Origin of the sequence: Pseudomonas sp. SIMBA_067, from assembly GCF_046534675.1 — a bacterium.
Classification (GTDB): Bacteria; Pseudomonadota; Gammaproteobacteria; order Pseudomonadales; family Pseudomonadaceae; genus Aquipseudomonas; species Aquipseudomonas putida.
On record NZ_JAWRYH010000207.1, the window covers coordinates 1 to 312 of the forward strand.

The window sequence follows — 312 nt, forward strand, 5'->3', positions numbered from 1 at the left end:
GGTGAAGGAGAGGATCAGTTTTTTACCGCCGAGTCTGGCCGTTGATCCGTGCGCAAACCCATGAACAAATACGTCATCCAGCCATAACTTCATGAGCCCTGGCAGCGAATACCAGGAGAAGGGAAATTGCCAGACGATAATATCTGCCTTCAGCAGTGCATCCTGTTCGGCGCTAACATTGATGTTGTTGTCCGGATAAAGTGCATCCAGACGACGGATTTCAGCATCAGGCAGCGCAGAAGCGACTTCATTAAGAATGGTAGCATTACCGACCGAATGGCTCAGGTCAGGATGACCGGAAATAATTAATAT

At 48.7% G+C, this 312-nt stretch carries 1 protein-coding gene; it reads right to left on the minus strand.

Translation table 11 applies throughout. The annotated features are described in order from the left end of the window. Positions 1 to 312: NAD(P)H-dependent oxidoreductase (locus SB765_RS28755; RefSeq protein WP_410932375.1), on the minus strand; the 312-nt coding region annotated here is incomplete at both ends.